The following is a 25,190-nucleotide window of genomic DNA, read 5'->3' on the forward strand; positions in this document are numbered from 1 at the left end:
GAACACCGACGGCGCCGACGTGAGCTCCCTCCCGCGCACCGCGTCCGGATCCGACCCGCGCGCACGACGGCGCCCCTCCCCGCGGGGAGGGGCGCCGTCGTCGGTTCGCCCGGTCGCCGGAACTGCCGGGGCTGCCCGGGCTGCCCGGGCTGCCCGGGCTGCCCGGGCTGCCCGGGCTCAGCTCACCCGAAGCGGCCGGAGATGTAGTCCTCCGTCGCCTGCTGGCTCGGCGAAGAGAACATCGTCGCCGTGTCGTCCATCTCGATGAGGCGCCCGGGCTTGCCGGTGCCCGCGATGTTGAAGAACGCGGTGCGGTCGCTCACGCGTGCGGCCTGCTGCATGTTGTGCGTGACGATGACGATCGTGTACTCGTCCTTCAGCTCCGCGATGAGGTCCTCGATCGCGAGCGTGGAGATCGGGTCGAGCGCCGAGCACGGCTCGTCCATGAGGAGCACCTGGGGCTTGACCGCGATGGCCCGCGCGATGCACAGGCGCTGCTGCTGGCCGCCGGAGAGGCCCGACCCCGGACGGTCGAGGCGGTCCTTCACCTCGTTCCACAGGTTCGCGCCGCGCAGCGACGACTCGACGAGGTCGTCCGCGTCGGACTTCGAGATGCGCTTGTTGTTGAGCTTCACCCCGGCGAGGACGTTCTCCTTGATGGACATCGTCGGGAAGGGGTTGGGCCGCTGGAAGACCATGCCCACCTGGCGGCGGACGGCGACCGGGTCGACGTCGTCGCCGTAGAGGTCGACGCCCTCCATCGCGACGGTGCCCTCGACGCGTGCGCCGGGGATGACCTCGTGCATGCGGTTGAGGGTCCGCAGGAAGGTCGACTTGCCGCAGCCGGACGGGCCGATGAAGGCCGTCACGGACTTGGGGTCGATCGTCATGCCGACGTCCTGCACGGCGAGGAAGTCGCCGTAGTAGATGTTGAGGTCCTTGACGTCGATGCGCTGTGCCATCGGAGTGTCCTGTTCTAGCGGAGGGTCTTGGGGGCGAACCAGCGGGTGACGAGTCGCCCGACGAGGTTGAGCAGCATGACGATGAGGATCAGCGTCAGGGCGGCCGCCCAGGCCCGGTCGTAGTTGATGTCGGGGAGGCACACGACGTCGGTGACGTTGCTGCAGGGCACCAGGCCCTGGCTGTACTGCCGGTACACGTACACGGGCAGCGTCATCATGCGGCCCTCGAAGAGGTTGCCGTTGATGGAGTCGACGACGCCGACGGTGATGAGGAGCGGCGCGGTCTCGCCGATGACGCGCGCCACGGCGAGCATGACGCCCGTCGTGATGCCCGCGATCGACGTGCGCAGGACGACGCGGACGACGGTGAGCCACTTGGGCACGCCGAGCGCGTAGGCCGCCTCGCGCAGCTCGTTGGGCACGAGGCGCAGCATCTCCTCGCACGAGCGGACGACGACGGGGATCATGAGGACGGACAGCGCGACCGAGCCGACGATGCCCATGCGCACCCCCGGCCCGAAGATCACCGCGAAGAGCGCGTACGCGAAGAGGCCCGCGACGATCGACGGGATGCCGGTCATGACGTCGACGAAGAACGTCACGGCGCGCGCCAGCGGCCCGCGCCCGTACTCGACGAGGTAGATCGCGGCGAGCAGGCCGATCGGCACCGAGATCACCGCGGCACCCAGGGTGATGAGGAGCGTGCCGAGGATCGCGTGGTAGATGCCGCCCGCGTCCATGCCTCCGAAGACGCCGCGCATGGAGTGCGTGAGGAAGTAGGCGTCGAACCGCTCCATGCCGTGCACGACGACGGTCCACGCGACGGACACCAGGGGCACCATCGCGAGGGCGAACGCGCCCCACATGAGGACCGTCATGGTGCGGTCCTTGCGGCGTCGGCCGGCGTCCGCGCCGCGCAGGAGAGCCCGGACGGACGCGGTGCGCTCCGGGTCGGGGGCGGAGGCCCCGCGCGCGGGGCTGGTGCTGAGGGCGCTCATCAGTTGGCTCCCGAGAAGTCCTTGCGCCGCGCGACGATCGCGCGGGCGCCCATGTTGACGAGCAGGGTGATGAGGAACAGGGCGAGGCCGGTCGCGATGAGCGCGCTCACCCCGAGCGGGTTGGCCTCGGGGAAGTCGGCCGCGATGTTCGCGGCGATCGTCTGCTGCTGCCCGGCCTGCAGGACCTTGAACGAGTAGAGGAGCCCGGGCGAGAGGATCATCAGCACGGCCATCGTCTCGCCGAGCGCGCGACCGAGGCCGAGCATCGCGGCCGAGATGACGCCGGACCGTCCGAACGGGATGACCGCGGTGCGGATCATCTCCCAGCGCGTCGCGCCGAGCGCGAGCGCCGCCTCCTCGTGGAGCTTGGGCGTCTGGAGGAACACCTCGCGGCTCACGGCGGTGATGATCGGCAGGATCATCACGGCGAGCACCAGCGCGACGGTGAGCAGGACGCGACCGGTCGGCGAGGCCGGACCGGCGAAGAGCGGGAACCAGCCGAACGTGTCGGCGAGCCACGACCACACCGGGACGACGATCGGCGGGAGCACGAGCGAGCCCCACAGGCCGTAGACGACGCTGGGGATCGCTGCGAGCAGGTCGACGACGTACCCGAGCGTGGACGCGAGCCGGCGCGGCGCGTAGTGCGAGATGAAGAGCGCGATCCCCATGGCGACCGGTGTCGCGAGCAGGAGCGAGAGCGCCGCCGCGAGGAGCGTGCCGAAGATCAGCGGCCCCACGAAGGACACGAGCGACGCGCCCTCGGGGAACCAGGACACCTCCTCGGACAGGACGTCGCCACCGGCGGTGAGCGCGGGCCACGCGCGGAGCACGAGGAAGATCGCGACCGCGGCGAGGACGGCGAGGATGAGCCCCCCGGCGCCGGTCGCCGTCCAGCGGAACGCGCGGTTCACGCCGCGGTCGGTGTTCCGCGCACGACGGCGCGGGGCGTCCGGGCGCGGCGCGCCGGACGGGCCGCCCGGCGCGGGGCCCGGCGTCGTGGGTGGGGCTGTGGTGGTCACTCGTGCTCCCGGTGCATGCGGTCCTGCTGCCTGAGGTTGTGGCGGGCCGATCTCGCGGATCAGGGGCGGCGGGGCCCGCAGGCCCCGCCGCCCCCCGGTCCGAGAGTCGTCAGCCGGCGGCGCCGACCGTGATGGACTCGATCGCCGCGTGGACGTCCGTGCGCAGGTCCTCCGAGATCGGCGCGTTGCCCGCGGCCGACGCGGAGGCCGACTGGCCCTCCTCGCTCGAGATGTAGGTGAGGAACGCCTTGACGAGGTTGCCCGTCGCCTCGTCCTCGTAGCTGGTGCACGCGATCGCGTAGGAGACGAGCACCAGCGGGTAGGCGCCGGCCTCGGTCGTCGTGCGGTCCAGCTCGACCGCGATGTCGTGCTCACCACGGCCCTCGACGCGCGGCGACGCGTCGACGACCTTCGCGGCGGCCTCGGGCGAGTACGCGACCCACTCCTCGCCGACCTTGATGCTCGCGGTGCCGAGGTCGCCGGCCTTCGAGGCGTCGGCGTAGCCGATGGTGCCCTCGCCGCCCTGGACGGTCTGCACGACGCCGGAGGTGCCCTGCGCGGACTCGCCGCCCTGCGTCGGCCAGTCACCGCTCGGCTCGTGGCCCCACGCGTCGCCCGCGGTCGCGGCGAGGTACTCGGTGAAGTTCTCGGTCGTGCCCGACTCGTCGGAGCGGTGGACCGGCGTGATCGCGAGGTCCGGGAGCGTCGCGTCGGGGTTGTCGGCGGCGATCTCCGGCGCGTTCCACTGCGTGATCGTGCCGTTGAAGATGCCCGCGATCGTGGCCGGCGCGAGGTTGAGCTCTGCGACGTCCGGCAGGTTGTAGATGATCGCGATGGGGCTGACGTAGACCGGGAGGTCGATCGCACCGTCAGGGCCGCACACGGCCTGCGACTGCGTGATCTCCTCGTCCTTGAGCACCGCGTCCGAGCCGGCGAACGCGACGCCGCCCTCGAGGAACTGGGTGCGACCGCCGCCGGAGCCGACCGGGTCGTAGTTCACGGTGACGTCGGGGTTCGCGCTCTGGAACCCGGCGCGCCACGCCTCCATGGCGGACTCCTGCGAGCTCGCGCCCGCACCGTTGAGCTCACCGCTGAGGTCGCTCGCGGTCTCGGACGAGCCCTCGGAGGAACCGTCGGTGGCGCCGTCGGCGCTGCCGACGGGGTCGTCCGACCCGCAGGCGGCGAGGGTCAGCGCGAGCGCACCGATCGCGACGGCGGATCCAGCACGGGAGAATCGGCTGAGCTTCACTCTTCGTTCCATCCTGTTCAAGCGTCTCGTGGCACCAGCGAGCGCCGGTGACGAGCCCGACGCTAGGAGCGTCGGGTGACGCGTTCCCCGAGAGCGGGTGAACGACGGATGAACAGTGCACAGACCTTCCGTGCCACGCTCCCGGCCGGTTCGGGCGCGGCCGGCCGGGCCCCGGGCACCGCACGACGACGGCCCCGCCGCGTCCGTGAGGGGACGTGGCGGGGCCGTTCCGGCGCCGTGCGGGAGGGTCAGGCCTGGCCGACCCCGTCCGCGATCTTGTACCCCAGGCCGCGCACCGTGAGCAGGTAGCGAGGGCTCGCGGGCTCGGGCTCGATCTTCGACCGGATGCGCTTCACGTGGACGTCGAGCGTCTTCGTGTCGCCCACGTAGTCCGTGCCCCAGACCCGGTCGATGAGCTGCCCGCGCGTGAGCACGCGCCCTGCGTTGCGCAGGAGCAGCTCGAGGAGCTCGAACTCCTTGAGGGGGAACGGCACGACCTGGCCGTCGACGCTCACCGTGTGCCGCTCGACGTCCATGCGCACCGGGCCGACCTCCAGCGCGCTCTCCGCGACGACCTCGCCCCCGTTCTCCCCGCCCTTGCGGCGCAGCACGGCGCGCACGCGCGCGAGCAGCTCGCGGAACGAGTACGGCTTCGTCACGTAGTCGTCGGCGCCCAGCTCGAGGCCCACGACCTTGTCGATCTCGGAGTCCTTCGCCGTGAGCATGATGACGGGGACGTCGCCGCGCTGCCGCAGCTCGCGGCACACCTCGGTGCCGCTGAGCCCGGGGAGCATGAGGTCGAGCAGGACCAGGTCGGCGCCGTCCGCGTCGAACCGCTCCAGCGCCTCGGTGCCGGTCGCGGCCTCGACGACGTCGAAGCCCTCGCGCCGCAGCTGGTACGTCAACGGGTCGCGGTACGACTCCTCGTCCTCCACCACCAGGATGCGCGTCACGCGCCTACCTCCTTGTTCTGTACGTCCGTGTCCGGTGCGGCGGCGCGCCGCCCGTCGTGCTGCACGGTCGCGGGGTCCGCCCCGGCCGTGCCCTCGTCCCCCGCGGTACGGGTGCCGTGCGGCGCGTCGTGCGCCTGCCCGGTCGGCACGTCGGCCGCGGGGATCCGGAGCGTGAAGGTCGAGCCGCGTCCCGGCTCGGACCACATGGTGACCTCGCCGCCGTGGTCGGCGGCGACGTGCTTGACGATGCTGAGCCCCAGACCCGTGCCGCCGGTGTCGCGCGAGCGCGCGGGGTCCACGCGGTAGAAGCGCTCGAACACGCGGGCCTGCTCGTCGGCCGAGATCCCGATGCCCTGGTCCACGACCGCGATCTCGACGAGGTCGCCCGCGCGCGTCACACCGACCCCGACGCGCGTGTTCTCGCCCGAGTACGCGACGGCGTTGTCGAGCAGGTTGCGCACGGCCGTGACGAGCAGGTTGTGGTCCCCGTACACCGCGGCGTCGAGCTCGCCCCCGGTGGTCAGCGTGATGCCCTTGCCCTGCGCCGTCGTGCGCGCGCGGTCCACCGCCTCCTCGACGACGCCCCGCACCGGGACCACCGTGACCTCCTGCAGCGCGCCTGCCACCTGGAGCCGCGACAGCTCGATGATCTCCTGCACCAGCGCGGACAGCCGCGTCGCCTCGGACTGCATGCGCGCGGCGAACCGCCGCACCGCCACCGGGTCGTCGGCGGCGTCCTGCACCGTCTCGGCGAGCAGCGCGAGCGCCCCGACCGGGGTCTTGAGCTCGTGCGAGACGTTGACCACGAAGTCGCGTCGGATCGCCTCGACGCGGCGCGCCTCGGTGCGGTCCTCCGCGAGCACGAGCACGTGGTGCGGGCCCACCTGGGCGACGCGGACCTGGAGCATGACCGTCCCGCGGCCCACGGGCCCTCGAGGAAGCTCGAGCTCCTCGTCGCGGATCACCCCGTCGCGGCACACGTCGTCGATCATGTCCCGGATCGCCGCGTGGGCGATCGCGTCGCCACGGACCACACCGAGCGCGTACGCGGGCGGGCTGGCGCGCACGACCTCCGCGTCCTCGTCGAGCACGACCGCGGCGGAGCGCAGCACCGCGAGCACCCGGACCAGACCCTCGTCGAGCTCGGGCGCCGGCTCCGCCCGCGCGGCGCGCTGCTGGCGCTCGCTCACGCGGAACGCGATGGCGGCGATCACGCCGACGACGACGCCCACGACGCCGGCGGCCAGCACGGTCGCGCCCTCGATGAGACTCTCGGCTTCCACGCGTCCAGCCTACGGTCGCGCGCGCACCCGACCGGTCGATCGGGCGCCCCACGGGTGCGAGCCGCCAAGAGTTCACCTGGCGGCGCCCTGGAGTTCACCGCCCGGTCGACCACGCCTGCGAGCGTGACGGGAGCCGACGGCGTGCCCGGGCGCCGCCCGGCGCGCAGGGGCGCACGCCGTCACGGACCGGACCGACCGGTCACGACGAGAGGGAAGCGATGCGGGAGATCTTCGAGGCCGAGCTGAAGCAGGTCGGTGACGACCTGGCCGAGATGAGCCGGCTGGTGGAGTCGGCTGTGAACCGCGCCGGGCAGGCGCTCCTCACGGCGGACCTGCAGCTCGCGCAGTCGGTGATCGGGGACGACCACACCATCGACGCGCTGGAGCGCGAGCTCGACGAGCGGTGCGTGCTCCTGCTCGCGCAGCAGCAGCCCGTGGCCACCGACCTGCGCGTCGTGGTCAGCGCGCTGCGCATGAGCGCCACGCTGGAGCGCATGGGCGACCTCGCCCGCCACATCGCGCAGGTCGCGCGCGGCCGCTACCCGGCCCGCGCGATCGAGCCCTCGCTGCACCGCACGTTCGAGCAGATGCACGACGCCGCCGTGCGCGTCGCGCGCCGGACGACGACGCTCCTCACGACGCGCGACCTCACCGTCGCCGCGAACATCGAGCGCGACGACGACCTGCTCGACAAGCTCCACCAGGACACGTTCACCGCGCTGCTCGACGGCACGTGGACCGGCACCCCGCAGGAGACGGTCGACGTCACGCTCGTGGGCCGCTACTACGAGCGCTTCGGCGACCACGGCGTGTCCATCGCCAAGCGCGTGACGTACCTCGTCACCGGCGACTTCGCCGACGACCGCGGCACCCCCGCCGGCTCCGCCCGCGCCACCGCCTGACGATCGTCCGCGCGAGGTCGTAGTTCGGTCGGCCGAGGTAGAACCCTGGTCGCGCGGGAGAGAACCCCGGTCAGCCGAGGTAGAACCGTGGTTGCGTGAGGTAGAGCCGTGGTTCTTTGTGCTCGACGGCGCGTGGTCGGGTTGGGTGGGCGGGGCGGGTGGTGGTGCCGCGTCCACCATCCGCCGCTCGTTCCTCGCGGCTCCCGCCAGGCCCGCCACGACGCGGCACCACCACCCACCCCGCCCTCCGTCGTCTCGCCCTGGTCTCCAGGCGCCCGGGCGACAGCGCTGGTTCAACCCTTGCCGTAGCACCGTTCGCCGTTCGGCGTTCGACGCTAGGCGTGCCGGGTGCCCCGCAGGTCGGCGTAGTCCCGGTGCTGGCCCGTCGTGTCGAGCAGGCGGTCAGGTCGCAGGCCGTCGACGGTTGCGACCCTGCGGTGCCGGGCGATCCACCGTCGTCGTCCGTGGCCGCGGTTCTACTTCGCGCGACCGCGGTTCTACCTCGCGCAACCACGGTTCTACCTCGGCTGACCGGGGTTCTCTCTCGCGCTACCAGGGTCCTATCTCGCACTACCGGGTTCTATCTCGCGCAACCGCGGTTCTTTCTCGCGGACCGGGGTTCACCCTTGCGCGCCGGGAGGAGTCCTTTCCGGGCGCGCAGACGGCCGTGGCCCGTCCGGATGTCCGGACGGGCCACGGCCGTCTCTGCGTGCGGGCTGTCAGCGGCCCTGGTTGGCGACCGCGGCGGCGGCCTCGGCAGCGGCCTCGGGGTCGAGGTAGCGGCCGCCCTTCGTGACGGGCACGAGGTCCTCGTCGAGCTCGTAGAGCAGCGGGATGCCGGTCGGGATGTTGAGCGCGGCGATGTCCTCGTCGGAGATGCCGTCGAGGTGCTTGACGATCGCGCGCAGCGAGTTGCCGTGCGCGGCGACGAGGACGGTCTTGCCCGCCTTGAGGTCCGGGACGACCTCGCCGTCCCAGTACGGCAGGGCGCGCTCGAGCACGTCCTTGAGGCACTCGGTGCGCACGACGGGGGCGTCGGCGTAGCGCGGGTCCGCGTCCTGCGAGAACTCGGAGCCCAGCTCGATCTCGGGCGGCGGGACGTCGTACGAGCGGCGCCAGAGCATGAACTGCTCCTCACCGAACTCCTCGAGCGTCTGCTTCTTGTTCTTGCCCTGGAGCGCACCGTAGTGGCGCTCGTTGAGGCGCCACGACCGCTTCACGGGGATCCAGTGGCGGTCGGCCGCGTCGAGCGCGAGGTTCGCCGTCGTGATGGCGCGGCGCAGGAGCGAGGTGTGCACGACGTCGGGCAGGACGCCGGCCTCGGTGAGGAGCTGACCGCCGCGCTTCGCCTCCTCGGTCCCCTTCTCCGACAGGGCGACGTCCACCCAGCCGGTGAACAGGTTCTTGGCGTTCCATTCGCTCTCGCCGTGGCGGAGCAGCACGAGGGTGTAGGTCATGGGCTCCATCCTGCCGCACGGCCCGCCGCGCGGGCACCCGCGTCCCACGTGGTGGTGACCGTCGCCGTCGGGCGTGGGACGAAGGTCCGGGAATCGTGCGCGCGGCGCGCACGTTCCCCTGGACATGCCGATCGACGGAGAGTACGCCCCCAGCCCGAGCGCCTGGTCCCGCCAGCAGGCCGAGTCCTACGAGTCGTCCGGCGGGACGCGCAGCACGACCCTGAACGGGATGCCGGTGGTCGTGCTCACGACCCTCGGTCGACGCACCGGCAAGGTCCGCAAGACGCCGCTCATGCGGGTCGAGCACGACGGCACGTACGCCGTGGTGGCGTCGCTCGGCGGCGCGCCGAAGCACCCGGTCTGGTACTTCAACGTCCTCGCGCACCCGCAGGTCGAGCTGCAGGACGGCACCGAGCGTCACGACTACGTCGCGCGCGAGGTCCACGGCGAGGAGAAGGCCGTCTGGTGGGAGCGCGCCGTCGCGGCGTACCCGCCGTACGCGGACTACCAGGCGAAGACGTCGCGCGAGATCCCCGTGCTGGTCCTGGAGCGCGCCACCCCCGGCGCCTGACCCGCACGGAGGGCTCCGCGCGGCGTCAGCGCGCCGCGCGGACCTTGCGCGCCTGCGCGTAGACGTCGAGCATGCGCAGCGCGGCGGTGTCCCAGCCGAACCGCTCGCCCGCGCGCCGGGCGCCGTCGCCGAGCGCGGCGAGGCGGTCGTCGTCGGCGAGCAGGTCGCGGAGCACGCGCGCCCACGTCTGCGGGTCGTGGTCGGGCACGAGCACGCCGGACACCTGGTCCTCGACCACCGTCCTCAGCCCGCCGACGGCGGCCGCGACGACGGGCGTGCCGCTCGCCTCGGCCTCGGCGGCGACGAGCCCGAACGACTCGTTGTGCGACGGCACGGCGACGACGTCGGCCGCCCGGTACCACTGCGCGAGCTCGTCTCGCGGGACGGGCGGGCGCACGACGAGCCGGTCGCTCACCCCCACCTGGTAGGCGAGCGCCTCGAGCTCGCGCACCGCGGTCGGGCGCCCGCTCGGGCCGCCCAGGACGACGAGCGTCGGCACGGGCTCTCCCCGCTCGGCCAGGACACCGAGCGCCCGGACCAGCACGTCCGGGCCCTTGAGCGGCTGCACGCGCCCCGCGAAGAGCACGAGGCCGCCGTCGGTCGGAAGCCCCAACCCCGCGCGCAGCACCCGGCGCCGCTCGCGCCGCGCCGCGCCGTCGCCCGCCGACGCGTCTGCGGCGTCCGGGGAGAACAGGTCGAGGTCGACGCCCGGCGGCACGACGTGCACGCGCGCACGGTCGGCGGCGTAGTCGCGCACGAGGTCGTCGGCCTCGGCGTCCGTGCTCGCGACGAGCGCGTCCGCCTCCGCGACCACCTGCTCCTCCCCGATGATCCGCCCCAGCGGCTCGGGCGCGTCACCCGGGGCGAGCGCGGCGTTCTTCACGCGCGCGAGCGTGTGCATGGTGTGCACGAGCGGGACGTCCCACCGGTCGGCCGCGAGCCAGCCGACCTGCCCCGAGAGCCAGTAGTGGGTGTGGACGACGTCGTACCAGCCCTCGTGGTGCCGCGCCTCCGCACGCAGCACCCCCGCCGTGAAGGCGCAGAGCTGGCCGGGCAGGTCGTTCTTGTCGAGCCCCTCGAAGGGCCCGGCGACGACGTGGCGCACCGTCACGCCGTCGGACACCTCGACCTTGGGGGGCTGGCTCGACGCCGTCGCGCGCGTGAAGATCTCGACCTGCGTGCCGCGGCGCGCGAGGGCGTGCGCGAGCTCCGTGACGTACACGTTCATCCCGCCCGCGTCGCCCGTGCCCGGCTGGTCGAGGGGCGACGTGTGCACCGAGAGCATGGCGACCCGGAGCGGGGTCGACGGGTCCGGGGCGACGCCCTGCGGCAGCTCGAGCGCGGCCACGGCGGGTCAGGCCTCCACGACGCAGGCCGGGGCGGGCAGCGCGAGCACGTCGAGCACGTGGGCGGCGCCGTCCGAGCGGCGCACCCGCAGGAGCGCGAGGTTCGACGTCGGCCCCTCCCCCGTCGACGCGGCGTCCGGCCGCTCGATGAGCGGGTCGTCGTTCTGGTTCGCGACGACGACGAGGTCGTGCAGCGGCGCGTCGGGCGCGCCGGGACCTGCGAGCACGGCGAAGTGGCGCGGCCAGGCGCCCCCCACCGGGGAGTCCGCGAGGTGGCGCAGCGAGGGGACCCCGCCGTCGTGCCCCGGCTCGACCGCGTGCACGGCGAGCACGTCGGCGCCGCGCACCGCGGCGAGGACGCGCGTGCCGTCCGCCGAGACCGCCACGTGGGAGGGGAAGTTCTGGCCGCCCTCGGGCGCCGCGGCGTGCGTGACGTCGTAGCGCGCGACCACGTCGTACGTCCGCGCGCCCTCGGGGCCGTCGACCGGGGCGAGGACGAACAGGGCCGGGTCGAGCTCGCCGACCACGACGAGGTGCCCGGACGGCAGCGCCGCGAGGTGGCGCGGGCCGGTCCCCGGGGGGAAGGTCGCGACGACGCGAGGGGCCGAGCCGTCGGGGGCCGCGGGGTCGTGCCGGCGCAGCTCGTCGGTACCCAGGTCGACGACGAGCACGTCGCCGCTGTCGTCGTCGGCGGCGCCGAGATGGGCGAGCGGGGCGACGAAGTGGGCGTGCGGCCCCTCCTGGCGGTCGGTGACGGGTCCCGTCCCCGCGTGACCCTGGTGACGCACCGCGGTGCCGGACGGGTCGTCCGGCCTCGTGGCGAGCGTGCCGTCCGCCGCGGTCGCGACGGCCGTGAGGACACCGTCCCCGTAGTTGGCGACGAGCACGTCACCGCTGACGACCACGTGGCACGGGTACGAGCCACCCGTGGCGACGCGCTCGCCGCGGGGCGCGAGGCCGCCGTCGGGACCGACCGCGAACGCCGACACCGAGCCGGCCTCCGTCTCCCCCACCGCGTACAGCGTGTCGCCGTCGAGCGCGAGGAACGACGGCGACGGCGTCTCCGCCGCCAGCACCCCGCCCACGAACGTCCCCGTCCCGGCTACGGCGTCGACGTCGAGCTGGACGCGCCACACACCCTCCGCACCGCCGTTCGCCGCGTGCGGGTAGGTGCCGATCCAGAGGGCGCGGGTCGCGGAGGTCATGACCCGAGCCTAGTTCTCCGGACGCGTGCCTCCGGCACCGGCCGACCCGTCATCGGCACGCGGCACGATCCCCACGAACGCGAGAGCGCCCCGCCGACGGACTCGTCGGCGAGGCGCTCCGGTGCTCGTGCGGCGTCGCGTCAGTGCGCGGCGTCGTACGCCGTCTGGATCTCCTGGGAGATGCGGCCGCGATCGTTCACCGTGTAGCCGTTGGCGCGCGCCCACTCGCGGACCTCGGTCGCGCGGGCGGAGCCCGAGGAGCGGCTGCTGCGGCGTGCGGGACGGGCCGTGCTCGTGCGCGACGAGACCTTGCGCGCGTTGCCGACCCAGGACGCGAAGGCGTCGCGCAGCTCCTGCGCATTCTTGGTGCTGAGGTCGATCTCGTAGGAGACGCCGTCGAGCGCGAACGTGACGGTCTCGTCGGCAGCGCCCCCGTCGAGGTCGTCGACGAGAATTACCTGGACTTTCTGGGCCACTGTGGTTACCTCACGCTTCACAGGAATGATTGTCCTCGTCAGGATGCCATCGAAAAGTCGGGACGGTCAATTGGGCACGCCGTTGTCGGGCGCGCGTCGTCCGGGGCCGCGCCCATCATTCCTGGACGCCGGGTACATCATTTCGCTGCTCTTTGCGCGCGGCAGCGGGCGAGGTTCAGGAGTCGCGCGGGGACGCGGCATTCCCGTGGGCGCCCGATTCCTGTTCCGCGTCGAGGCGCGCGAGCGCGGCGCGCTCGTTGCGGTCGGCCCGCACGATCGCACGCATCGCGACGTAGAAGAGCACGCCGACGCCGATCGAGGGGATCAGTGCCGCGACGGTGGGCCAGATGTCCATGCTGTCGATCCTAGGTCTCTCGCGCGCTACTACTGCGCGGGCTTCACGAGCGGGAAGAGGATGGTCTCGCGGATGCCGAGGCCGGTGAGCGCCATGAGCAGGCGGTCGATCCCGAGGCCCATACCGCCCGACGGGGGCATCGCGTACTCCATCGCGGTGAGGAAGTCCTCGTCGATGCGCATGGCCTCCTCGTCGCCGGCGGCTGCGAGCAGCGCCTGCGCCTCGAAGCGCTGGCGCTGGACCACCGGGTCCACGAGCTCGGAGTAGGCGGTCGCGAGCTCGACGCCGCGCACGTAGAGGTCCCACTTCTCGACCTGGCCGCGCACCGTGCGGTGGTCGCGCGTGAGCGGGGAGGTCTCCACGGGGAAGTCGCGCACGAACGTCGGCGCGACGAGGTGGTCGCCCACCAGGTGCTCCCACAGTCCCTCGACGAGCTTGCCGTGGTTGACGTTCTTCGGGTCGAAGGTGAGCTCGAACTTGTCCGCGTACGTCAGCAGCGTCTCGACCGACGTCTCGGGCGTGACGGCATCGCCCAGCGCGTCCGAGAGCGAGTCGTACATCTTCAGTTGCGTCCATTCGCCGCCGAGGTCGTATTCCGTCCCGTCGGCGAGCGTGACGAGGGTCGTGCCGAGCGCGTCCTGCGCGGCGCGCTGCACGAGGTTCTGGGTGAGCACGGCCATGGTGTCGTAGTCGCCGTAGGCCTCGTACGCCTCGAGCATCGCGAATTCCGGCGAGTGCGTGGAGTCCACGCCCTCGTTGCGGAAGTTGCGATTGATCTCGAACACCTTCTCGACGCCGCCGACCGCCGCGCGCTTGAGGAACAGCTCGGGCGCGATGCGCAGGAACAGGTCGATGTCGAACGCATTCATGTGCGTCTCGAACTGGCGCGCCGCCGCGCCTTCCGGACGCGTCTGCAGCATCGGCGTCTCGACCTCGACGAAACCGCGCTCCCAGAAGTTCTCGCGGATCGAGCGCACGACGGCGGCGCGCAGGCGCACCGTGTCGCGTGCGGCCGGGCGCGCGATGAGGTCGACGTAGCGCTGGCGCACGCGCGCCTCCTCCGAGAGCTCCTTGTGGAGCACCGGGAGCGGGCGCAGCGCCTTCGCGGCGATCTGCCACGCGTCGGCGAACACGCTCAGCTCGCCGCGGCGCGAGCTGATGACGCGGCCGTGCGCGAAGAGGTGGTCCCCCAGGTCGACGTCCGCCTTGAACGACGCGAGCGACTCCTCCCCCACGACCGCCTGGCTCAGCATGACCTGCAGGCGGTTGCCCTCGCCGTCCTGCAGCGTGGCGAAGCACAGCTTGCCGGTGTTGCGCAGGAAGACGACGCGGCCGGCGACGCCGACCTCGTCCTGGGTCTCCTCGCCCGTCTCCAGGTGCGCGTAGGCGGAGCGGACGTCGGCGATCGTCGTCGTGCGCGGGACGGAGACGGGGTAGGGCTCGTCACCGCGGGCGAGGATCCGCTCGCGCTTCTCGCGGCGGACCTGCATCTGCTCGGGCACGTCGTCGACGTGGTCCTCGGGCTCGCGCGCGTCAGGAGAGGGGGTACCGGCAGGGGAGGTCACCCGAGGATTCTACCGACGCTCGTGCATCGCCGAGGTAGAGGCCTGGTCCAGCGAGGTAGAGGCGTGGTCATGACCAGGGCTCTACCTCGCGCTACCAGAGCTCTACCTCGCGCTACCAGAGCTCTACCTCGGCGGGAGGGGAGGCAGGAGGTCGAGGGCGAGGTCGAGGATCGGGGCGGAGTGGGTCAGCGCGCCGACGGACAGGTAGTCGACACCGGTCCCGGCGACCTCGCGCGCGCGGTCCAGCGTGAGGTTCCCCGTGGCCTCGAGCTCGACCTTCGCCGGGACGCCGTCCTTCCCCTCGCGCGCCCGGACGGCCGCGACCGTCTCGGCGAGCACCGGCGTCGGCATGTTGTCGAGCAGGAGGAAGTCCGCGCCCGCCGAGACGGCCTCGAGCGCCTGCGCGGTGGTGTCCGCCTCCACCTGGACCAGCACGTCGGGGAACGTCCGGCGGATCGTGTCGATCGCGGCGCTCACCGACCCGGCGGCGACGACGTGGTTGTCCTTGACCATCGCGACGTCGTAGAGGCCCATGCGCTTGTTCGTGCCTCCGCCGGCGCGCACCGCGTACTTCTCCAGGGCGCGCAGGCCGGGCGTCGTCTTGCGGGTGTCGAGCACCTGCGCGCCGGTGCCGGCGAGCTCGCGCGCCCACGCGCGCGTCGCCGTCGCGACGCCGGACGCACGGCTCGCGAGGTTGAGCAGCGTGCGCTCGGCCGCGAGGAGCACCTGGACCGGGCCCGTGAGCGCGGCGAGGACGCGGCCGCGACCCACGGCCGCGCCGTCGGACGCGACGAACGTCACCTCGACGGGCGGGAGACCGAACCGCTCGGCGACCTGACGCGTCACCTCCTCGACGACGACGAGCCCCGCCACGACCCCGTCCGCGCGTGCCACGAGGTGCGCGGTCCCGGTGGCCGACGGCGGCACGGTCGCCTGCGTCGTGACGTCCCGCCCCGGCGCGACGCCCAGGTCCTCGTCGAGCGCCCGCGCGACGGTCTCGGCGATCCACGCCGGGTCGAGCCCGGGCTCGACGCGCGACGGGACGGGCGGCGCTCCGCCGTCGGACGGAGGGGCGGGCACGGGCTCGGAAGGGCTGCTCACGGTCCCCCACCGTATCCGCTCGTCCGCGAACCGAGGCTCCACGCCCGGCGGTGGTTCGTGCCCCGTCGAGCCCGGGCTTGTCGACGGGTTCGCGCCGGATGCGGACGACAACCCCGGGTTCGGCGGGAGCGCTGGTTCCTCAGCGGACGAGCAGCGTCCCGTCCGCGTCGAGCGACACGAGCACGCGGCGCTCCCACGCCGGGTCTGTGGCCGGGAAGTCGGTGCGGAAGTGGCCGCCGCGGCTCTCCGTGCGCAGCGTCGCCGCGGCGGTGAGCGCGGTCGCGACCTGGTGCACGTTCGTCGTCTCCCACTCCGCGGCCTGCGGCTGCGCGACGACGTCGCTCGCCTCGTGCGCGTCGGTGCGGACCGCGGCGAGGCGGGCCGCCGCTGCGGCGAGACCGTCGCCGTCGCGGATCACGCCGGGGCCGGTCGAGGCGATCGACTGGATCCGCGAGCGCGCCGCGGCCGCCACGAGGGCCGACGGCCCGGGACGTCCGACGGGCTCGACCTGCTCGAGCTCTCCCACCGCGACCCGGTCGGTGATCTGGCGCGCCGCGCGGTGCGCGAACACGAGGCCCTCGAGCAGCGAGTTGGACGCGAGCCGGTTGGCGCCGTGGACCCCCGTGCACGCGACCTCGCCGACGGCGTACAGCCCGTCGACGGTCGAGCGCCCGTGCAGGTCCGTCACGACGCCGCCCGAGTGGTAGTGCTGGGCCGGCGCCACGGGGACCGGCTCCTCGGTCCAGTCGAGGCCGTTCTCCGAGAGCCGCTCGGTGATCGTCGGGAAGCGCGAGCGCAGGAAGTCGGCGCCGAGGTGGCGCGCGTCGAGCAGCACGTGGTCCGAGCCGGTCGCGGCCATCTGCCGCACGATCGCGTGCGCGACGACGTCGCGCGGCGCGAGCTCGGCCATCGGGTGCTGCGCGGGCATGAACCGGTGGCCGTCGGTGTCGAGGAGGATCGCGCCCTCGCCGCGGACCGCCTCGGAGATGAGCGGGAGCTGGCCACGCGCGCCGAGCCCGAGCCACAGGACCGTGGGGTGGAACTGGACGAACTCCAGGTCGCCGAGCGTCGCGCCCGCGCGCAGCGCCGCGGCGATGCCGTCACCCGTCGCCTGCGGCGGGTTGGTCGAGGAGCGGAACACCTGCCCCACTCCCCCGGTCGCGAGCACGACCGCCCGCGCGAGCACCGCGCCGACGCCGTCGCGCGTGCCCTCGCCGCGCACGTGGAGCGTGACGCCGCAGGCCCGGGGCGCGCCGTCCTCGCCCGGCCCGGTGAGGACGTCGAGCACGAGCGCGTTCTCGATGACCTCGATGCCCGGGTCGCTACGGACGGCGTCGAGCTGCGCGAGGAGCGCGCGCGAGATCTCGGCGCCGGTCGCGTCGCCGCCCGCGTGCGCGATGCGGTCCGCGTGATGGCCGCCCTCGCGCGTCAGCGCGATGTCGCCGTTCTCGGCCCGGTCGAAGTTCGCGCCGCGCGACACGAGCTCTCGCACGCGCGCCGGGCCCTCGGTGACCAGCACCTCGACCGCGGCCGGGTCGCACACCCCGACGCCCGCGACGAGCGTGTCCGCGAGGTGCGCCTCGGGCGAGTCCTCGGGGTCGAGCGCCGCGGCGATGCCGCCCTGCGCCCACACCGTCGAGCCCGACGACAGCTCGCCCTTGGTGACGAGCAGGACGCGCGGCACGCGCGTGCGCAGCTCGAGCGCCGCGGTGAGGCCCGCGATGCCCGACCCGACGACGACGACGTCCGCCGTCGTCGTCCAGCCCGGCGCCGGCGCCGCGAGGGTCCGGGCGAGCCCGGGAGCCCCGGACCCGCCGCGTCCGCTCACGCGGGGCGCACCGCGGACGCGGCGCTACCCGTGTCGCCCCCGTCTCCGCTGCGGAACGGGGCGAACGGCAGGCCGCTCGCCTCGAGGCCGTGGCCCGCGGGCACGAGGCCGGGCTCGTCCGAGAGCTCGACGATCCGGTTCTGCTCGTCCACGAAGACGACGTTCGGCAGGTAGGTGCGCGCGTCGGCGTCGTCGAGCATGCCGTAGGCGATGAGGATGACGACGTCGCCGGGCTTCACGAGGTGCGCGGCGGCGCCGTTGATGCACACCTGGCCGGCGCCGCGCTCCCCCGGGATGACGTACGTCGTCAGGCGCGCGCCGTTGGTGACGTCCACGACGTCGACCTGCTGGCCCGGGTAGAGGTCCGCGGCGTCGAGCAGGTCGGCGTCCACGGTGATCGAGCCGACGTAGTGCAGGTCGGCCTGCGTCACCGTCGCGCGGTGAATCTTGCCGATCATCATGGGGCGCTGCAGGGACGCCGGACGGCGCTGCGGGCTCGACGGGGTCTGCGCGGTCACGCGGTACCTCCAGGTGCGGGGGCGCGGCCGGCGGGGTCGGCGGCCCGGGTCGCGGGCGGCGCGATCTCGACGGCCGCGTTGTCGATGAGACGGGTGGTGCCCACGCGTGCCGCGACCAGGAGGAGCCCGGGGCCGACGGCGCCGGGCGCCAGGTCCTCCACGGTAGCGGGATCGACGAGCACCACGTAATCGACGTCAACACCGTCGGTGGTGTCCAGGATTCCCCGCGCGGCGGCGAGGACGGCCGGCGCGTCGGCGCCTGCGGCCGCCGCGTCCTGGCCGGCACGCAGCGCGCGGCTCAGCGCGAGCGCCTCGTCACGCTCCGCGGGCGACAGGTAGGCGTTGCGCGACGACCGCGCGAGCCCGTCCGCCTCGCGCACCGTGGGGACCGCGACGATCTCCACGTCGAGGTCGAGGTCGGCGACCAGGCGCCGGACGGCGAGGAGCTGCTGCGCGTCCTTGGCCCCGAACACCGCGACGTCGGGCCGCACGAGGTGGAGCAGCTTGAGCACGACGGTGAGCACGCCGTCGAAGTGACCGGGCCGCGACGCGCCCTCCAGCACGGTGCCGATCCGGCCCGAGGTGACCCGGACGATCGGGCCGGCGCCTCCTGCCGAGGGCCCGAGGTCCGGGTACAGCTCCTCGACCGCGGGTGCGAAGACGACGTCCACCGCGACGTCGTCGCCCGCGGCGGCGAGCAGCGCGACGTCGGCGGCGACGTCGCGCGGGTAGCGCTCGAAGTCCTCGCCGGGGCCGAACTGGAGCGGGTTGACGAAGTCGGTGACGACGACCTGCCCGTCCGGGCCGACCTCGGCCCGCGCGCGGCGCACGAGCTCGAGGTGCCCGGCGTGCAGCGCGCCCATCGTCATGACGACGGCACGGCGCAGCCCCGGGTGGGCTGCGGCCCAGCCGTCGAGCGCGGCACGGAGGTCGGCGCGCGTCGTCACGACGCGCGGGGTGCCCGGCCGGGACGTGGGCGGGACGTCGGGGGCGGGGGTGCTGGTCATGCGGTTCCTTCGTCCTGCGGGTCGTGCGGGTCGTCGTGCGGCGCGGCGCCGGGCCCCGCGTCGGGCGCCTCGCCGAGGGCGTCGAGGAGCGTGCGGGCGGTCCGCTCGTCGAGACGCCCGCCCGCGAGCGCCCGGTGGGTCGCCGCGCGGCCGAGCGCACGGTACGACGGCGGCACGTCGGACGCGTCGCTCGTCGCCGCGAGCGCGTCCAGGGCGTCCAGGTGCTCCCGCACCGTGCCGACGTCGCCGCGCACCACGGGGCCGGTGAGGCCCAGGAGCGCGCCCGCGCCCGCCCCCGTCCCCGACTCGGCGCCGGCGTCCGCGCCGCGGGTCGCGCCGTCGAGCGCGGCGGCGAGCAGCGGGGCGAGCGCCCGGCCCGGCTGGTCGACGCCCGCGGCCTCGAGCGCCTGCGCGGCCTGGGCGACGAGCACGACGAGGTGGTTCGCGCCGTGCGCGAGCGCCGCGTGGTACAGCCCGCGGGACTCCTCCGCCACGACGACGGGCTCCCCGCCGAGCTCGACCACGAGGGCCTGCCCGATCGGCAGGACCGGCCCCGGTGCCGTGACGGCGAACGTCGTGCCCTCGAGCCGCGCGAGGTCGAGCGACGTGCCGGTGAACGTCATGGCCGGGTGCAGCGCGAGCGGGATCGCGCCCGCGGCGCGGGCCGGGTCGAGCACGGCGGTCCCGTAGCGGCCGGACGTGTGCACGACGATCTGCCCCGGCTGCCAGGCCCCGACGTCGGCGAGGCCGCGGACGAGGTCGCCCAGCGCGTCGTCGGGCACGGCGAGGAGCACGAGCTCCGCGCGCTCCACGACCTGCGGGACCTCGAGCACCGGTACGCCGGGCAGGAGGGTCTCGATGCGCTCGCGCGACGCGTCGGACACGCCGCTCGCGCCGACGACGGCGTGCCCGGTGGCGCGCAGCGCGCTCCCGAGGACCGCCCCGACGCGGCCCGCCCCGACGACGCCGACGCCGAGGCGTCCGGGCCGAGCGACCGCCGCGCTCACTGCCGCTCCCCGTCGGCGGCCGGAGGGCCGTCGGGTCCCGCCCCGGGAGCGGGCCGGGGCTCGGCGGCGGCTGCGGACGCGGTCGCCAGGGGGACGTCGTCGCGGCGCATCCACAGCTCCGGACCCGCGTGCGCGCGGGCCTCGCGGGCGCGCGCGGCCTGGGTGTCGAGGAGGCGCGCGGCGTCGCCCGAGTCGAGGTGCCAGACCTTCGGCGAGACCGGGCCGGGCGTCGAGTGCACCGCGAACGTCGCGACGTCGAACCGGCGCTGGAGCGGGCCCTGCTCGAGCCCGAGCGACTGCGTGCGCTCGTGCGGCACGACGACGAGGCTGCGGAACACCCGCCCGCCGCGCAGCACGAGCGCGCGTTCGGTCACCGTGAAGCCGTTGCGCCGCCACGACACGGGGTCGAGCAGGCGCGCGCGCCGAGGGGTCACCGTGAAGTGCTCGCCGGCGTCGAGGCCGGACAGGCCCTCGTCGAGGAGGGCGCGCGGGTCGGACGTGCCCAGGTCGGGCAGCACGAGCCACAGCGCGGCGAGCGCCTCGTCGCGCGTCCCGACGGGCAGGAGCACGCTCGTCGTGGCCGATCCGTCGGTGCTCATGCCGTAGCCCGCGACGTTGACGTCGACGCGCCACCAGTCCGGTCCGCGCCAGAACGGACCCTGACGCAGCCGCACGGCCTGGACGCGGCCGGGCGGGATGGTCTGCGAGCGGGTCTCCAGGAGCCCGTGCCGCAGGCGGATGCCGTCCGGCGAGATCGCCGAGCGGAAGCCGAACTCGCCCGTGAACCGCGAGAAGAGGAAGCCGCCGAAGCCGAGGACCGCGGGCAGCGCGCTGAACAGCACGCCGATCTCGCGCGTGCCGATGACGACGCCGGCGATCCCCAGGACGCCCAGGACGAGGCCGACCGTCGCGCCCGACCGGAGGAGCGACGCGACGAGCCGTCCCGGGGCCACCGCCGTGACCGGCTGCTCGGGGGCCTCCGGGGCGACCAGGAGCCCCTCGGCCGCCGTCCCGGGCGCGACGTCCGGGGCCACGCCCGCCGTGCCGTCGGGCGTCGCCCGGACGACGCCGCTCGCGCCCTCGGCCGTCGGGACGCCGGCCGGGCGCTCGCGCGCGACCCGCAGGCCCGCGGCGCGCGCGAGGAGGTCGTTGCGCAGCCGGTTGGCCTCGGCCTCCTTGAGGAAGCCGAGCTTCACGCCCGAGTCCGCGCCCCCGGCGACCTCGAGCTTGAGCTCCGCGAGGCCGAAGAACCGCGCGAGGAGGGGCTGCACGACGTCGACCGCCTGGAGCCGGTCCAGCCGTGCCTTGCGCTGCTGCCGGAACAGCACGCCCGTGCGCAGGTGGACGGACTCGTCGTCGACCGCGTAGCTCGTCATGCGCCACGCGAGCGCCGAGTACCCCAGCCCCACGAGCCCCACCACGAGGATGCCGAGCAGGATCATCCACCAGCGGTCGCCCTCGAGGAGGTTCTGCCCCTCGGGCAGCCCGTTGAGCGTCTGCTGCCCGACGACGACGAGCAGCACCGCGATGACGGTCCAGCCGCGCACGAGCGGCGTGACCGGGTGCACCCGGTGCCACACGAGGTCGTCGGTGGCCGGTGCTTCGCTCACAGGCCCGCCAGCCTCGCCTCGCCGCGCGACGCGAGGCGGTCGCGCAGGCGCTCCGCCTCGGCGGGCTCGAGGCCGTCGATCGTCGCGTCGGTGGACGCCGACGCCGTGTGGAGCTGCACCTGCGCGATGCCGAGCTTGCGGGCGAGCGGCCCGGCCTGCACGTCGACGTACTGCATGCGGCCGTACGGCACGACGACGAGCTGGCGGAACATGATGCCGTGGCGGATCAGCAGGTCGTCGTCGCGCTCGGCGTACCCGATCGCTCGCACCTGGCGCGGGACGAGGACGAGCGCCCACACGCCGAGGAGCAGGAGCACACCGAGCACGAGCCACTGCCACCAGTGCGGGAAGAGGATCGCGAGGACGACCGCGGCGACGGCCGGCACGGCGAGCGTGATGCCCACCGACAGCAGGCGCGCGGTGATCAGCCGGGGCGAGACACGCGTCCACACGATGCCGGGCGGGTCGAACGGGCCGGTGCCGCGGGGATCGATGTCCCGTGCAGGGTCGGTCATGCGTCGATTCTCCCATCCCGTCCCGGTGCGCCCGGGGCGCGTGTCGCGCGTCACGCCCGACGGACGTGCCGTCGCTCGGCGGCGCACCTGTCCCGCCGCGCGCGGCGTCAGGCGGGCGTGCTCGCGCCGGGTGCCTCCGGGTCCTCGCGCGTCGTGGAGCCCTCGCGACCCTCGCCGCGGTCGTCCGGCGGGAGCTGGCAGAACCGCTCGGCCACCAGCCCGACGACGGCGAGCAGCACCGCGCACGCGACCGCGACGCCCGCCGCCACGGCCCGGTCGCGGTAGGCGTCGATCGAGAGGTCGGGCAGGGCGACGAGCACCTGCGCGCCGTACCAGCCGGCCAGCAGCGCTCCCGTGAGCGAAGCGGCCTTGGCGAGCACGAACGTGCGCGCCGCGCGGATGGGGTCGAGCGAGGGCCGCTTCCCGCGCTGGTACGCGCGGACCGTCCACCCCGCCCAGAACACGGCTGCGGCGAGCGCGACCACCGCGACGTCCACGACCCACGGCACCGCCGGCAGCAGCGTCCCTCGGCCCTGGAGCAGCCGGACGACGAACCAGCCCACGACCGCCGTGGCGACCGCCACGAGCAGCAGGGTGCGGACCGCGGTGCGCCGCATCAGCGCTCGTCGTCGCGCCCGGCACCCGCCACGGGCCCGAACGGCGGCCACGGGTCGGGCGCCGGGTGCAGCGACGCGTCCGCGAGCGGTCCGGGAGCCGACGCCGGGGCGGGAGCCGAGACCGGGGCGAAGGGCACCGAGCGGATGATCCCGTCGTCCGTGGCGGGCGCAGGCGCGGGGGCCTGCGCGGGCGGCGCCGCGGCGGGCTCGGGCTCACCGGGGTGGACGGGCGCGAACGCCGGGAACGCCGGGGCGACGTGCTCCGTGGACGGCACGGACTCCTGCGCGGGCGCCTCCGGCGTCGGCAGGTCCGCGGGGCGGTTCGACGGCCCGGGGAACGGTGCGAGGTTCGGCAGCGCGGCCACGTCGTGCGCGCGGAACGAGCCGTCCGGGACGACCGTCGGGGACGACCCCTCGGGCGCGGGCGCCACGCCCTCGGACACGGGGGCGAAGACGGGCCGGACGGGGCCCTCCGCCGGGGCCGCCTGCGGCGGGATCGCGGCCTGCGGCGGCGCGACCGGGAGCGCCGCGCCCGGGGCGGGCGGCTCCTGCGGCGGTACGGGCTGCGCGGGCGACGGCTCTTGCGGCACCGGGGGCCGCTGGGGCAGCGCCTGGTGGGGCGCCTGCGGCGGGACCGGCGCGTGCTGGGGCTCGGCGGGCACCGGGACGGCCTCCGGGACCGCCTGCGGGCCGACCGGCCCCGACGTCGGTGCCCCGTGCGGTCCGGGGGCGGCGTCGGCCGGCTGCTGCCGGTACGGGTCGTCGACGACCACGGGCGCGGCCGGCGCGGGAGCCGGGGGCGCGGCCGAGCCCTCGGTCGCGAGCGGGACCGCGCCCGTGGGCTCGGGCGCGGCGTCGGTCAGCCAGTCCAGCGCGAGCCACCGGATGCCACCGCGGTCCGGTGCGGTCGCGGCGAGCGCAGCGACGGGACCCCCGCCGAGGCCGGGGAGCACCGCGTCCGGGTCGATCTGCGACCACGGTTCGAGCACGAACGCCCGCTCGTGGGCGCGGGGGTGCGGCAGCTCCAGGTCGTCGGCGACGGCCGTGAGCGTGCCGTACACGATGAGGTCGACGTCGAGGGTCCGTGGCCCCCAGCGCTCGTCGCGCACGCGGCCGTGCGCGTGCTCGACGGCCTGGCACGCGTGCAGCAGGTCGCGGGCCGAGAGGCGCGTGCGGGCGAGCAGGACGGTGTTGAGGAAGTCGGGCTGGTCGGGGCCGCCCACCGCCGCCGTCCGCGCGAGCGGGGAGACCTCGGTGATCTCGAGCCCGGAGATCCGGTCGAGGTCGGTGATCGCGTCGCGCAGCGTCTGCTGCGCGTCGCCGAGGTTCGCGCCGAGCGCGAGCACCACGTCGACGAAGCCGGCGGGCACGTCGTCCATGCGGTCGTGCTCGACGGGCGGAGCGGGGATCTCCTCCTCCGCGGCGACCGGCGCGGCAGGCTCCCCCGACGTCGCGGCCGGGGCACCGTCGTCGGGCGCTGCCGCCACGACCGGTTCGCCGGCGACGGGCGCCTCGACCACCGGGTCGCCGTGGCCCTCGTCCGCCGGCTCGGCGAACGGTGCGGGAGGCTGCTCCGCGGGAGCGGCGGGCGCCGGGTCGTGGACCGGCTCCGGCTCGCGCTCGGCCAGGGGTGCGGTGCCGGGGGCCGGGCTCGCCTGCTCGGGCGCGGGTGACTCCGGGGGCGTCGGCACGGGTGCGAGCGTCGCGGCCGGGACACTCCGCGCGGCAGGCTCGGCCGCCGCCGAGGCCTCGAGCAACGCGTCGTACGGCGCCGAGGCCGGCTCCCGTGCGGGCGCAGGCGCGGGCGACGATGCCTCCGGGGCGGGCACGACGGACGCCGGCTCCTCGTACGTCGGTGCGGTCGGTCCGGGCACCGCCGGGGACTCACGCGTGGCGTCACGCTCGTCGTCGAGGTCCGCGGTGCCTCCCGCGACCTCGTGCTGCGGCTCGGGCGCCGGGTCCTCGACGGGCACCGCGGTCGCGCCCGGGGGGATGCTCGGCGGCATGACGTCGGGCGCCGGGGCGAGCTCGACCCGCTCCTCGGCGACCGGGGCGTCCCCGACGCCGTGGATGAGCGCGGGCGCGACCGAGCCCACGGGGATCGGCGCGACGGGCTGCCCGTCCCGCGGGCCGTGCTGCTCGGACCGGCGGGACAGCGGCGCGACGACCGGCACGACGACGCGGTCGCGACGGATGACGACCTCGACGTCCTCGAACGGGACCGTGATCGGCGCCTGCGGCTTGTGCACCGCGACGTCCACCGCGACGACCTCGTCGTGCGTGAGGATGGTCGCCGCGATGCGCTCGGCCACCGTCTCGACGAGGTCGGCCGGCGAGCCGGCGAGCACGGCCACCACGTCCTCGGCGACGCCCGCATAGCTGACGGTCCGGCCGAGGTCGTCCCCGCTGGCCGCGGCGCGCGTGTCCAGGTGCAGCACGACGTCGGCGCGGAAGAGCTGGCCCTCGACCTTCTCGTGCTCGAAGACGCCGTGGTGCCCCGTGGCGCTCAGGCCCGTGAGCCGGATCCGGTCGAACGGCCGTCCGTCCGCGTCGAGGACCGCTCCTGCGAACGCTGTGGTCACGTCGTGCTCCCGTCCGGTGCTTCGTCGCCGCCCGCCGGTCGGGCGGACGGACCTCTCGTCA

Annotated in this window: 23 protein-coding genes; 2 read left to right on the forward strand and 21 right to left on the reverse strand. The window is 74.7% G+C overall.

Annotated elements, in window-relative coordinates; genetic code table 11:
- Window positions 1-182 precede the first annotated feature (182 nt).
- From pstB to JN535_RS17320, 6 genes are all read right to left on the reverse strand, one after another.
- Window positions 183-962: a phosphate ABC transporter ATP-binding protein PstB gene (gene pstB / locus JN535_RS17295; protein WP_205207011.1), complete on the reverse strand. Its 780-nt coding sequence runs from the start codon at window positions 960-962 to the stop codon at window positions 183-185.
- Between the two features lie 14 nt (window positions 963-976).
- Window positions 977-1,960, reverse strand: coding sequence for a phosphate ABC transporter permease PstA (gene pstA, locus JN535_RS17300; protein ID WP_205207012.1), 984 nt, complete (start codon window positions 1,958-1,960; stop codon window positions 977-979).
- The gene (gene pstC / locus JN535_RS17305; protein WP_205207015.1) at window positions 1,960-2,982 is read right to left on the reverse strand and encodes a phosphate ABC transporter permease subunit PstC; all 1,023 of its coding nucleotides are present in this window, start codon (window positions 2,980-2,982) and stop codon (window positions 1,960-1,962) included. The genes pstA and pstC overlap by 1 nt, the downstream gene beginning before the upstream one ends.
- A 109-nt stretch (window positions 2,983-3,091) precedes the next feature.
- Complete coding sequence (pstS, locus tag JN535_RS17310) at window positions 3,092-4,231, reverse strand: phosphate ABC transporter substrate-binding protein PstS (RefSeq protein WP_307868888.1); 1,140 nt, start codon at window positions 4,229-4,231, stop codon at window positions 3,092-3,094.
- A 248-nt stretch (window positions 4,232-4,479) separates the two neighbouring features.
- On the reverse strand, window positions 4,480-5,184 hold the full coding sequence (locus tag JN535_RS17315; protein ID WP_087469847.1) for a response regulator transcription factor: 705 nt from the start codon (window positions 5,182-5,184) through the stop codon (window positions 4,480-4,482).
- Window positions 5,181-6,467 carry a sensor histidine kinase gene (locus tag JN535_RS17320; protein ID WP_307868890.1) on the reverse strand — a complete coding sequence of 429 codons (1,287 nt, stop codon included), beginning with the start codon at window positions 6,465-6,467 and terminating at the stop codon, window positions 5,181-5,183. Before JN535_RS17320 ends, JN535_RS17315 begins: the two co-directional genes overlap by 4 nt.
- A 218-nt stretch (window positions 6,468-6,685) precedes the next feature.
- Here JN535_RS17320 and phoU point away from each other — a divergent pair, with 218 nt between their 5' ends.
- Window positions 6,686-7,369, forward strand: a complete 684-nt coding sequence (gene phoU, locus JN535_RS17325; protein WP_087469848.1) for a phosphate signaling complex protein PhoU — start codon at window positions 6,686-6,688, stop codon at window positions 7,367-7,369.
- Window positions 7,370-8,088: 719 nt separating this feature from the next.
- On the opposite strand, the gene JN535_RS17330 is transcribed toward phoU, so the two are convergent.
- Window positions 8,089-8,826 (reverse strand): phosphoglyceromutase, encoded by a 738-nt coding sequence (locus tag JN535_RS17330; RefSeq protein WP_205207019.1) that lies wholly within the window; start codon window positions 8,824-8,826, stop codon window positions 8,089-8,091.
- Between the two features lie 124 nt (window positions 8,827-8,950).
- Between JN535_RS17330 and JN535_RS17335 the strand changes: the two genes are divergently transcribed.
- Window positions 8,951-9,397: a nitroreductase family deazaflavin-dependent oxidoreductase gene (locus JN535_RS17335; protein WP_205207021.1), complete on the forward strand. Its 447-nt coding sequence runs from the start codon at window positions 8,951-8,953 to the stop codon at window positions 9,395-9,397.
- Window positions 9,398-9,422: 25 nt separating this feature from the next.
- Here the strand turns inward: JN535_RS17335 and mshA are convergent, their stop codons facing one another.
- The 14 genes from mshA to folK form a co-directional block, all read right to left on the reverse strand.
- Window positions 9,423-10,682 carry a D-inositol-3-phosphate glycosyltransferase gene (gene mshA / locus JN535_RS17340; RefSeq protein WP_205207080.1) on the reverse strand — a complete coding sequence of 420 codons (1,260 nt, stop codon included), beginning with the start codon at window positions 10,680-10,682 and terminating at the stop codon, window positions 9,423-9,425.
- Between the two features lie 69 nt (window positions 10,683-10,751).
- On the reverse strand, window positions 10,752-11,948 hold the full coding sequence (locus JN535_RS17345; RefSeq protein ID WP_205207023.1) for a lactonase family protein: 1,197 nt from the start codon (window positions 11,946-11,948) through the stop codon (window positions 10,752-10,754).
- Window positions 11,949-12,088: 140 nt separating this feature from the next.
- Entirely contained in the window at window positions 12,089-12,424 is a 336-nt protein-coding gene (locus tag JN535_RS17350) for a histone-like nucleoid-structuring protein Lsr2 (RefSeq protein WP_205207082.1), read from the reverse strand.
- 175 nt (window positions 12,425-12,599) lie between these two features.
- On the reverse strand, window positions 12,600-12,779 hold the full coding sequence (locus JN535_RS17355) for a hypothetical protein (protein ID WP_205207025.1): 180 nt from the start codon (window positions 12,777-12,779) through the stop codon (window positions 12,600-12,602).
- A 29-nt stretch (window positions 12,780-12,808) separates the two neighbouring features.
- Window positions 12,809-14,269, reverse strand: coding sequence for a lysine--tRNA ligase (gene lysS, locus JN535_RS17360; protein ID WP_205207084.1), 1,461 nt, complete (start codon window positions 14,267-14,269; stop codon window positions 12,809-12,811).
- A 198-nt stretch (window positions 14,270-14,467) separates the two neighbouring features.
- Entirely contained in the window at window positions 14,468-15,349 is an 882-nt protein-coding gene (gene nadC, locus JN535_RS17365) for a carboxylating nicotinate-nucleotide diphosphorylase (RefSeq protein WP_307868902.1), read from the reverse strand.
- A gap of 235 nt (window positions 15,350-15,584) precedes the next feature.
- A complete protein-coding gene (locus JN535_RS17370; protein ID WP_205207027.1) occupies window positions 15,585-17,273 on the reverse strand; it encodes an L-aspartate oxidase in 1,689 nt (562 codons plus the stop codon).
- Window positions 17,270-17,734: an aspartate 1-decarboxylase gene (panD, locus tag JN535_RS17375; protein ID WP_240201382.1), complete on the reverse strand. Its 465-nt coding sequence runs from the start codon at window positions 17,732-17,734 to the stop codon at window positions 17,270-17,272. Before panD ends, JN535_RS17370 begins: the two co-directional genes overlap by 4 nt.
- A gap of 53 nt (window positions 17,735-17,787) precedes the next feature.
- Window positions 17,788-18,798 (reverse strand): pantoate--beta-alanine ligase, encoded by a 1,011-nt coding sequence (panC, locus tag JN535_RS17380; protein WP_205207029.1) that lies wholly within the window; start codon window positions 18,796-18,798, stop codon window positions 17,788-17,790.
- Window positions 18,795-19,805, reverse strand: coding sequence for a Rossmann-like and DUF2520 domain-containing protein (locus JN535_RS17385; RefSeq protein WP_205207030.1), 1,011 nt, complete (start codon window positions 19,803-19,805; stop codon window positions 18,795-18,797). The genes panC and JN535_RS17385 overlap by 4 nt, the downstream gene beginning before the upstream one ends.
- Complete coding sequence (locus JN535_RS17390) at window positions 19,802-21,415, reverse strand: PH domain-containing protein (protein WP_205207032.1); 1,614 nt, start codon at window positions 21,413-21,415, stop codon at window positions 19,802-19,804. Before JN535_RS17390 ends, JN535_RS17385 begins: the two co-directional genes overlap by 4 nt.
- Complete coding sequence (locus JN535_RS17395; RefSeq protein WP_205207034.1) at window positions 21,412-21,930, reverse strand: PH domain-containing protein; 519 nt, start codon at window positions 21,928-21,930, stop codon at window positions 21,412-21,414. The genes JN535_RS17390 and JN535_RS17395 overlap by 4 nt, the downstream gene beginning before the upstream one ends.
- Window positions 21,931-22,037: 107 nt before the next feature.
- Complete coding sequence (locus JN535_RS17400) at window positions 22,038-22,547, reverse strand: DUF3180 domain-containing protein (protein WP_205207036.1); 510 nt, start codon at window positions 22,545-22,547, stop codon at window positions 22,038-22,040.
- Window positions 22,547-25,129 (reverse strand): 2-amino-4-hydroxy-6-hydroxymethyldihydropteridine diphosphokinase, encoded by a 2,583-nt coding sequence (gene folK / locus JN535_RS17405; RefSeq protein WP_307868895.1) that lies wholly within the window; start codon window positions 25,127-25,129, stop codon window positions 22,547-22,549. The genes JN535_RS17400 and folK overlap by 1 nt, the downstream gene beginning before the upstream one ends.
- Between the last annotated feature and the right edge of the window lie 61 nt (window positions 25,130-25,190).

Source organism: Cellulosimicrobium cellulans (assembly GCF_016921195.1).
Classification (GTDB): Bacteria; Actinomycetota; Actinomycetes; order Actinomycetales; family Cellulomonadaceae; genus Cellulosimicrobium; species Cellulosimicrobium cellulans_F.

Bases quoted from the DNA above. Each gene is read 5' to 3' on its own strand.
- pstB (WP_205207011.1), bottom strand. From the start codon at position 962: ATGGCACAGCGCATCGACGTCAAGGACCTCAACATCTACTACGGCGAC.
- pstA (WP_205207012.1), bottom strand. From the start codon at position 1,960: ATGAGCGCCCTCAGCACCAGCCCCGCGCGCGGGGCCTCCGCCCCCGAC.
- phoU (WP_087469848.1), top strand. From the start codon at position 6,686: ATGCGGGAGATCTTCGAGGCCGAGCTGAAGCAGGTCGGTGACGACCTG.
- JN535_RS17330 (WP_205207019.1), bottom strand. From the start codon at position 8,826: ATGACCTACACCCTCGTGCTGCTCCGCCACGGCGAGAGCGAATGGAAC.
- JN535_RS17335 (WP_205207021.1), top strand. From the start codon at position 8,951: ATGCCGATCGACGGAGAGTACGCCCCCAGCCCGAGCGCCTGGTCCCGC.
- mshA (WP_205207080.1), bottom strand. From the start codon at position 10,682: ATGCTCTCGGTGCACACGTCGCCCCTCGACCAGCCGGGCACGGGCGAC.
- JN535_RS17345 (WP_205207023.1), bottom strand. From the start codon at position 11,948: ATGACCTCCGCGACCCGCGCCCTCTGGATCGGCACCTACCCGCACGCG.
- JN535_RS17355 (WP_205207025.1), bottom strand. From the start codon at position 12,779: ATGGACATCTGGCCCACCGTCGCGGCACTGATCCCCTCGATCGGCGTC.
- lysS (WP_205207084.1), bottom strand. From the start codon at position 14,269: ATGCAGGTCCGCCGCGAGAAGCGCGAGCGGATCCTCGCCCGCGGTGAC.
- panD (WP_240201382.1), bottom strand. From the start codon at position 17,734: ATGATGATCGGCAAGATTCACCGCGCGACGGTGACGCAGGCCGACCTG.
- panC (WP_205207029.1), bottom strand. From the start codon at position 18,798: ATGACCAGCACCCCCGCCCCCGACGTCCCGCCCACGTCCCGGCCGGGC.
- JN535_RS17395 (WP_205207034.1), bottom strand. From the start codon at position 21,930: ATGACCGACCCTGCACGGGACATCGATCCCCGCGGCACCGGCCCGTTC.
- JN535_RS17400 (WP_205207036.1), bottom strand. From the start codon at position 22,547: ATGCGGCGCACCGCGGTCCGCACCCTGCTGCTCGTGGCGGTCGCCACG.